Here is a 7,806-nt window from a genome sequence, read left to right on the forward strand (position 1 = left end):
CTGGGAGGCGTTCACGGGGTTCCTTCCGGTGTCGCGCCCCCGGCACCCGCCCGTCCGGCGCCTGCGGCGCGACACCGGAAGGAACCCCGTGAACGCCTCCCAGCGCACCCTCCGCTCCCTCGCCGTCGCGGCCGCCCTGGTCGTGCTGCCCACCGCCCTGGCCGGCTGCTCGGCCACCCAGACCGGCGGTGGCGGCACCTCCGGTTCCGGGGGCGAGGAGACGGTCAAGATCGGCCTGGTGACCAAGACCGACTCCAACCCGTACTTCGTGTCCATGCGCGCCGCGGCCCAGGAGGCCGCCGACGCCGCCGGGGCCGAGCTGATCGCCAAGGCCGGCACCGCCGACGGCGACAACGACAGCCAGGTCGCGGCGGTGGAGAACCTCATCGCCTCGGGCGTGCAGGCCATCCTCATCACCGCCAACGACTCCAAGGCGATCGTGCCCACGCTGAAGGCCGCGCAGGACAGGGGCATCTTCATCGCCGCGCTCGACACCCCCACCGAGGGCAACGAGGGCGTCGACGCCACCTGGGCGACCGACAACACCCTGGCGGGCGAGCAGCAGGGCGCCTACGTCAAGGCGGCGCTGGGCTCCACCCCGCCGGTCGTGGCCATGCTCGACCTGCAGCCGGGCGTCTCCGTCGGCGACCAGCGCCACGCCGGTTTCCTCACCGGGATGGGCCTGACCGACGACAGCCCCGAGATCGCTGGCCGCCAGGACACCAGCGGCGACCAGGGCAAGGGGCAGACGGCCATGGAGAACCTGCTGCAGAAGAACGCCGCGATCAACGCCGTCTACACCATCAACGAACCCGCCGCGATCGGCGCCTGGACCGCGCTCGACAACGCCGGCAAGGCCGAGTCGACCGTCGTGGGTTCCATCGACGGCGGGTGCACCGGCGTGCAGGCCGTTCAGGACGGCAAGATCGCCGCCACGGTCATGCAGTTCCCCGGCAAGATGGCCGAGGAGGGCGTGAAGGCGGCTCTCGCCTTCGCGGAGGACGGCACCAAGCCGGAGGTCCCCGCGGCCGGTTTCATCGACACCGGTGTGCAGCTCATCACCGACGAGCCGCTCGGCGGCCTGGAGGCGAAGGACACCGCCTGGGGCCTGGAGAACTGCTGGGGCGGGGAGTCCTGAGCCGCCGAACCCGCGAACCCGCTCGAACTGGAAGGCAGGTCCATGGCTGAATCCGTGAAGACCTCGGGCGCCGGGGACGTGGTGATCCGCGAGTCCGCCGGCACGAGGGCGGCGACGTTCGCCGACCACGTGTTCCGGAACCCCGTGCTGGGCCCGCTGGCGGCGCTCGTCGTCGCGTGCCTGGTGTTCTCGCTGCTCACCGACAACTTCGCCAGCGTCGACAACTTCTCGCTCATCCTGCAGCAGTCGGTGGTCGTGGGGACCCTCGCGCTGGGGCAGACGCTCATCGTCCTCACCGGCGGCATCGACCTGGCCAACGGCGCCATCATGGTGCTGGGCACGCTGGTCGTGGCCCGCCTGGCCGCCGGCACCTCCGGCCCGCTCGCGGGGCTGCTCGTGGGCCTGGTGCTGTGCGCCGTGCTCGGCGGGATCTCCGGGCTCATCGTCTCGCGCCTGGGCCTGCCGCCGTTCATCGTCACCCTCGGCCTGCTGACGATCCTGCAGGCCGCCTCCCGCCTCTACACCAAGGAGACCGTCCTGGTCGACGAGGGACCGCTGACGGTCCTCTCGCAGGGCGGCTACTTCCTGGGGCGCTTCCAGGTCACCGCGGGCGTCGTGGTGGTCCTGCTGAGCGTCGTGGTGCTGCACTACGCGCTGACCCGCACCGCCTGGGGCCGGCACGTGTACGCGGTCGGCAACAACGACCTGGCCGCCAAGCGCACCGGCATCGACGTGCGCCGGGTCCTGCTGTCGGTCTACGTCCTGGCCGGCGTCCTCTACGCCCTGGCCGCGCTGCAGGCCTTCGGGCGCAGCCCGGCGACCTCGCCCAACGCCTTCCCGACCGCGAACCTGGACACCATCACCGCGGTCGTCATCGGCGGCACCAGCCTGTTCGGCGGGCGCGGCACCGTCCTGGGCAGCTACCTGGGCGCGCTCATCGTCCTGGTGCTGCAGTCCGGCCTCACCCAGGCCGGCATCGACCCGCTCTACCAGAACATCGTCACCGGCGCCCTGGTCATCGCGGCCGTCGCGCTCGACACCGTCACGAGGAAGAGGGCGCGATGAGCGAGATCGTCCTGGAGGCCCGGGGCATCGTGAAGCGCTACGGGCACGTCACGGCCGTCGCGGGGGCGGACTTCGACCTGCGCGCCGGGGAGGTGCTGGCCGTCATCGGCGACAACGGCGCCGGCAAGTCCAGCCTCATCAAGGTCCTGTCCGGCGACGTGGTCCCCGACGCCGGCGAGGTGCTGCTCGACGGGCGCGCGGTGCACTTCCGCAGCCCGCACGACGCCCAGCTCGCCGGGATCGAGACGGTCTACCAGGACCTCGCGATGGCCCCGGCGCTGGACATCGCGACGAACCTGTTCCTGGGCCGGGAGATCCGGCGCAAGGGACCGCTCGGCTCGGTGCTGCGGATGCTGGACGTCAAGGAGATGCGCCGGCAGGCGCGCCAGCAGATGGACGACCTGGGCATCACCACGCTGCAGTCGATCACCCAGCCCGTCGACAGCCTCTCCGGCGGCCAGCGCCAGACGGTCGCCGTCGCGCGGGCGGCCGCCTTCGGCCGCCGCGTGGTCATCATGGACGAGCCGACCGCCGCGCTGGGCGTGCGCGAGTCCAAGGGGGTGCTGGACCTCATCCGCCGCATCCGCGACACCGGCATCCCCGTCGTGCTCATCAGCCACGACATGCCCGCGGTGTTCGAGGTGGCCGACCGCATCCACATCCACCGCCTCGGCCGGCGCGCGGCCGTCGTGCGCCCCGGCGACCACGAGATGAACGAGGTGGTCGGCATCATGACCGGGGCGCTGCCCGCTCCGGCACCGGCCGGGGGCACCTCGTGAGCGTCGTCGTCGGCTACGTCCCCGACCGCACGGGTTTCCTCGCCGTCACCGAGGCCATCCGGCAGGCGCGCTGGCGCGGGTGCGCCGTGGTGGTCGTCAACGTCGTCGACGAGGCCGGCTACACCCGTCCCACCGCCGCCGACGAGGTCGACCTCGACGCGGTGCAGCAGCGGCTGGACGAGGCGGGGGTGCCGCACCGCGTCGAGCACCGCACCGGCGCCGCGGGCACGAGCGCCGAGACCATCCTGGAGGTCGCGGAGTCCGAGGCGGCCGAGCTCGTCGTCGTGGGCCTGCACCGGCGCTCCCCGGTGCGCAAGGCGCTGCTGGGCAGCACCGCCCAGCGCGTCCTGCTGGACGCGCCGTGCCCGGTGCTCGCGGTGCGGGCACCGGCGACCGCCTGAGGGCGGGGCGCTCCCGTCCCCGCGCCCCGTTCCCCGCCCGCGGGGAACGGGGCGCTCACGGTGCCGCGGGCGGCCGCTGGGCCCGCTGGGGGTGGATCGTCTCGCCCCGGGCCAGCATCGCCACGAACTGCGCGATCCTGCGCTCGCGCGTCTCGGTCCGCTTCACGGAGCCCAGGCGGTGGATCAGCGCGTACCGGTTGGTGCTCGTGAGCACCTCGAACATCGCCTGCGCCGCCGGGTCCTCCGCGATCGCGGCGAGCAGGTCGGCCGGCACCTGCGCCTGCGACTGCGCCGCGTACGCCGCCTCCCACCGCCCGTCGGCCTGCGCCGCGCGCACCGCCGCCAGCCCCGCGGGCGTCATCCGACCCTGCGCGGTCAGCCGCTCGACGTTGGCGACGTTGCGCTGCGACCAGGAGCTGCGCCGGGTGCGCGGCGTGCACCGGATCGAGGACGTCTGCTCGTCGCGCTTGCGCCCCTGCCCGTCGATCCACCCCACGCACAGCGCCTCGTCGACCGCCTCCTGCCACGTCAGGGACGTCACCGTGCCGCCCTTGCGCGTCAGCGCCAGCCACACCCCCGGCGAGGACGCGTGGTGCGCGAGGAGCCACTCCCGCAGCGCCCGCGCGTCGGCGACGACCAGCTCCTGCAGCTCGATCCCGGGCACGCCCGCACGCTAGCCGCGACCCCCGACACGGACCACGACACGCGCTCCCCGCACCACCCGGCACCGCTGCTCAGGCGGGCGGCGCCGTCGTGCGCCGCTGGACGACCCTGGGCGCCACGACGGTCTCGGCGGCGGGCGCGCGGGGGTCCTCGGCGCGGGCGACGGCCCGTGCGACGGCGTGCTCGGCCAGGGCGGCGGCGTCCTGGCCGACGGTGGTCAGCGCCACCGACGGCAGCGAGGCCACGGCGCTGTCGTCGTAGCCGACGATGGACAGCCGCCCGGGCACGGCCGTGCCGCCGGCGCGGGCGGCGGCCAGCAGGCCCACGGCGCAGGCGTCGTTGAAGGCGAGCACCGCGCTGGGCCCGTCGGGGTGCAGCAGCCGCGGTGCGGCGGCCTGGCCGTCGGCCTCGCCGGGCCCGCCGGCGACCAGTTCGGCCCGCACCCCCGCCGCCCGCACGGCGGCGCGGTAGCCGGCGCGCCGCTGGGCGGCGCCGGGGGCGCGCCCGCCGTGCAGGTGGGCCAGGCGCCGGTGCCCCAGGGCCAGCAGGTGCTCGACGGCCAGGCGGGCGCCGGCCTCGTCGTCGGTGCGCACCACGTCCACCCCCGCGGCCTCGACGGCGCGGGCCAGGACCACGACGGGCAGCCGTTCCGCCAGCCGCGCCAGCTCCGCCGCCGGGGAGGTGGGGCCCAGCAGCAGCACCGCCTCGCAGCGGTGGTCGAGCAGGGCGCGCACCGCGGTGGCCGGCGGCCGGCCGGGGGCCGTGGGTTCCAGGGCCAGCCGCCACCCGGCGCCGCCCCGTCCGTCGCGCTCCACGGCGGCGTACAGGGACTCGACGAGCTCGCCGTGGAAGGGCTGGCGCAGGTCGTGCACCACGCCCAGGGTGCGGCTGCGGGCCGCCCCGAGCAGCCGGGCGCGCTGGTCGGGGTGGTAGTCCAGTTCCGCGGCGGCCCGCAGGACCTTCTCGCGGCTGGCGGGGCTGGCGCCCGGGACCCCGCGCACGACGATCGAGACCAGCGCCCGCGAGACGCCCGCCCGGGCGGCGACGTCGGCCATCGTCACCGGCTGGGACTTCTCCCCCATCTCGCCCTCCTCCTCGGCACCGCCCACCCTAGTGGCGCCCCGGCCCGCGGCCCGGCAGGCGACCGGTTCCTCGCGCGGGTGCTTGACCGGACGCTGCCCGGCACCCACACTACTAGAGCGCTCTAGGCCTAGAGCGCTCCAACGGAGGAGCGGGGCGGGGATGGACGGCGGCGGCATCGACATCGGCAGCGGTGCGGGAGGCGGTGCGGCCAGTGGTGCGGCCGGTGGTGCACCGCTGCGCGTGGGGCTGATCGGCGCGGGGCGGATCGGCGCCTCGCACGCGCGGCTGCTCGGCACGCGCGTGCGGGGAGCGCGGCTGGTGGCGGTGGCCGACCCGCGCCCGGGCGCCGCCGCGGCCGTCGCCGCACCGCTGGGCGCCCGCGCGCTGCTCGACCCGGGCGAACTGCTGGCCGACCCCGCGGTGGACGCCGTGGTGGTCACCGCGAGCACCGAGGCGCACGCCGCTCTCGTCGAGGCCGCAGCCGCGGCCGGCAAGGCGGTCTTCTGCGAGAAGCCCGCCGGCATGGACCTCGCCGAGGTGCAGCGCGGCACCGCCGCCACCGACGCCGCCGGCGTGGCGTTCCAGGTGGGTTTCAACCGCCGCTTCGACCGCGGGTTCGCCTCGGCCCGCGCCCAGGTCGAGGCGGGGCTCGTCGGCACCCCGCACCTGCTGCGCTCGGTCACGCGCGACCCCGGCCTGGCGAACCCCGCGGCCGTGCCGCCGTGGGCGGTCTTCCGCCTGACGCTGATCCACGACTTCGACACCCTGCTGTGGCTGCACCCCGGGGCGCAGCCGGTCTCGGTGTACGCCGTCGCCGACGCGCTCGTCGCACCGGGTTTCAAGGACGCCGGGCTGCTGGACACCGCCGTGGTGACCATCCGCTTCGACGACGGGGCCATCGCCACGGCCGAGGCCAGCTTCTCGGCCGCCTACGGCTACGACGTGCGCGCGGAGGTCTTCGGCTCGGCCGGGATGCTGACGGTCGGCTCCCCCGTCGGCACGGCACCGGTGCGCTACGACGCCGCGGGTTCGCACGCCGCGACGGTGCGCTCGGACGTGGAGCTGTTCACCGACGCCTACACCGCGGAGTTCGAGGAGTTCGCCGCCGCCGTGCGCGAGCGGCGCGCCCCCTCGGTGACCGGCCGCGACGCGCACCGCGCGCTCGCGATCGCCCTGGCCTGCATCGAGTCCGTGCGGACGGGGCAACCCGTCCCCCTGCCCCTCGCCGGCGGGACGGCGGCGCCGCGGTGAGCGGGGCGGTGGACGGATCGAACGGCGGGTTCACCCTGGCGGTCTGCGCGGAGATGGTCTTCACCGACCTGCCGCTGCCGCAGCGGGCACGCACCCTGCACGAGCTCGGCTTCGCCGTGGAGGTGTGGGACTGGACGCGCGCGGACCTCGGCGCGCTGGCCGCCACCGGCGCGACGTTCACGTCGATGACCGGGTACGTCGACGGCGAGCTGGTGGATCCCGACGGCGCGGACGCGCTGCTGGCGAGCGCCGCGCGCTCCATCGAGGCCGCGGCCGTCCTGGGCAGCCCGAACCTGAACCTGCACGGCACGGGGCTGGACGGCCGGGGGTTGCCGGTGCGCCCGGTCGAGGTGGTGACGGGGGCGATGTGGCTGGCGGCCGCACGCACGCTGCACCGCATCGCCGAGCTCGGCGAGCGCCACGACGTCGTTTTCACCCTGGAGAACCTCAACACCGCCGTCGACCACCCCGGCACGCCGTTCGCCACCGCGGCCGACACCCGCGCCCTGGTCGCCGCGGTCGACAGCCCGCACCTGCGGATGAACCTGGACCTCTACCACGCCCAGATCGGCGAGGGGAACCTCGTGGAGCTGGTGCGGGCCAGCCTGCCGTGGATCGGCGAGGTGCAGGTCGCCGACGTGCCCGGCCGCTGCGAGCCGGGCACCGGGGAGGTCCACTACCCCGCCGTCGCCGCCGCCCTGCGCGAGGCCGGCTACCGCGGCACCGTCGCCCTGGAGGCGTGGGCGCGCGAGGACGGTCACCTGGCCGTGCAGCGCTTCCGCGACGCCTTCACCGCCCCCGCGGGCGGCGAGCGGTAACCCCGCGGGGGGACCAGCTCCGCAGGCCTCACACCACGGGGTACCGGGCGGCGGCCACCGCCGCACCGTCCGCGGGCATGAGCACCCACAGCAGCGGGTAGACGAGCAGCTGGCTGCCGGGGAGGACGACGAGGGTGGCGACGAGCAGCGCGCGCACCGCCCACGGGTCCATCCCCCAGCGCCGCGCCAGCCCGGCGCAGACACCGCCGACCAGGCGGCCGTCGGCGGGGCGCAGCAGTCCTCGGCGGGCGAGGTCGGCGTGGAGGCGGTTCACGGTGGTGCTCCTCTGGCTGGGGGTCCGCGGGCCGCGGACGCGATGGGTCCACGCTGCCCGCAGCGCGGGGTCGACGGCATCGGGGAGCGACCCTGAGCGGACCCGGAGCGGACCCGGAGCGACCCCTGGTCGGGCCTCCGGGCGCCGCCGGGTCTCCGCGGTCCTCAGCGCCGCAGGCGGGCGGTGACGAGCGCGGCGATGGCCCCGAGCGCGACCGCGCCCGAACCGATGCCGACCGCGAGCGGCAGCACCCCGGCGGAGGCGATCAGGTCGACGACGACGGCGAGCACGAGCACCACCCACAGCCAGGTGGTGGAGCGGGGCGGACGGGTGG

Annotated in this window: 9 protein-coding genes; 6 read left to right on the plus strand and 3 right to left on the minus strand. The window is 75.7% G+C overall.

Annotated elements, in window-relative coordinates; translation table 11 throughout:
* Nucleotides 1–88: 88 nt before the first annotated feature.
* Genes GTQ99_RS16610 through GTQ99_RS16625 form a run of 4 tightly spaced genes read left to right on the plus strand, consistent with a single transcriptional unit; the run spans nt 89 to nt 3,383 of the window.
* On the plus strand, nt 89–1,138 hold the full coding sequence (locus GTQ99_RS16610; RefSeq protein ID WP_166616846.1) for a substrate-binding domain-containing protein: 1,050 nt from the start codon (nt 89–91) through the stop codon (nt 1,136–1,138).
* 42 nt (nt 1,139–1,180) lie between these two features.
* Nucleotides 1,181–2,203, plus strand: coding sequence for an ABC transporter permease (locus GTQ99_RS16615; RefSeq protein WP_166616847.1), 1,023 nt, complete (start codon nt 1,181–1,183; stop codon nt 2,201–2,203).
* On the plus strand, nt 2,200–2,982 hold the full coding sequence (locus GTQ99_RS16620) for an ATP-binding cassette domain-containing protein (protein WP_166616848.1): 783 nt from the start codon (nt 2,200–2,202) through the stop codon (nt 2,980–2,982). The genes GTQ99_RS16615 and GTQ99_RS16620 overlap by 4 nt, the downstream gene beginning before the upstream one ends.
* On the plus strand, nt 2,979–3,383 hold the full coding sequence (locus GTQ99_RS16625) for a universal stress protein (protein WP_166616849.1): 405 nt from the start codon (nt 2,979–2,981) through the stop codon (nt 3,381–3,383). Before GTQ99_RS16620 ends, GTQ99_RS16625 begins: the two co-directional genes overlap by 4 nt.
* 55 nt (nt 3,384–3,438) lie before the next feature.
* Here GTQ99_RS16625 and GTQ99_RS16630 read toward each other — a convergent pair whose 3' ends face one another.
* Together GTQ99_RS16630 and GTQ99_RS16635 are read right to left on the minus strand one after the other, a co-directional pair.
* A complete protein-coding gene (locus tag GTQ99_RS16630; RefSeq protein ID WP_166616850.1) occupies nt 3,439–4,047 on the minus strand; it encodes a YdeI/OmpD-associated family protein in 609 nt (202 codons plus the stop codon).
* A 70-nt stretch (nt 4,048–4,117) separates the two neighbouring features.
* Nucleotides 4,118–5,128 (minus strand): LacI family DNA-binding transcriptional regulator, encoded by a 1,011-nt coding sequence (locus GTQ99_RS16635; protein ID WP_166616851.1) that lies wholly within the window; start codon nt 5,126–5,128, stop codon nt 4,118–4,120.
* A 160-nt stretch (nt 5,129–5,288) separates the two neighbouring features.
* On the opposite strand from GTQ99_RS16635, the gene GTQ99_RS16640 reads away from it, so the two are divergent.
* A complete protein-coding gene (locus GTQ99_RS16640; RefSeq protein WP_166616852.1) occupies nt 5,289–6,380 on the plus strand; it encodes a Gfo/Idh/MocA family oxidoreductase in 1,092 nt (363 codons plus the stop codon).
* Between the two features lie 53 nt (nt 6,381–6,433).
* Nucleotides 6,434–7,198 carry a TIM barrel protein gene (locus GTQ99_RS16645; RefSeq protein WP_166616855.1) on the plus strand — a complete coding sequence of 255 codons (765 nt, stop codon included), beginning with the start codon at nt 6,434–6,436 and terminating at the stop codon, nt 7,196–7,198.
* Between the two features lie 28 nt (nt 7,199–7,226).
* Here GTQ99_RS16645 and GTQ99_RS16650 read toward each other — a convergent pair whose 3' ends face one another.
* Entirely contained in the window at nt 7,227–7,472 is a 246-nt protein-coding gene (locus GTQ99_RS16650; protein ID WP_166616853.1) for a PspC domain-containing protein, read from the minus strand.
* Nucleotides 7,473–7,806: the final 334 nt, after the last annotated feature.

It is taken from the genome of Kineococcus vitellinus, from assembly GCF_009906315.1.
In the GTDB taxonomy this organism is placed as follows: domain Bacteria; phylum Actinomycetota; class Actinomycetes; order Actinomycetales; family Kineococcaceae; genus Kineococcus; species Kineococcus vitellinus.

Coding starts and splice junctions, on each gene's coding strand:
- GTQ99_RS16615 (WP_166616847.1), top strand. CDS start 1,181: ATGGCTGAATCCGTGAAGACCTCGGGCGCCGGGGACGTGGTGATCCGC.
- GTQ99_RS16620 (WP_166616848.1), top strand. CDS start 2,200: ATGAGCGAGATCGTCCTGGAGGCCCGGGGCATCGTGAAGCGCTACGGG.
- GTQ99_RS16635 (WP_166616851.1), bottom strand. CDS start 5,128: ATGGGGGAGAAGTCCCAGCCGGTGACGATGGCCGACGTCGCCGCCCGG.
- GTQ99_RS16640 (WP_166616852.1), top strand. CDS start 5,289: ATGGACGGCGGCGGCATCGACATCGGCAGCGGTGCGGGAGGCGGTGCG.
- GTQ99_RS16645 (WP_166616855.1), top strand. CDS start 6,434: ATGGTCTTCACCGACCTGCCGCTGCCGCAGCGGGCACGCACCCTGCAC.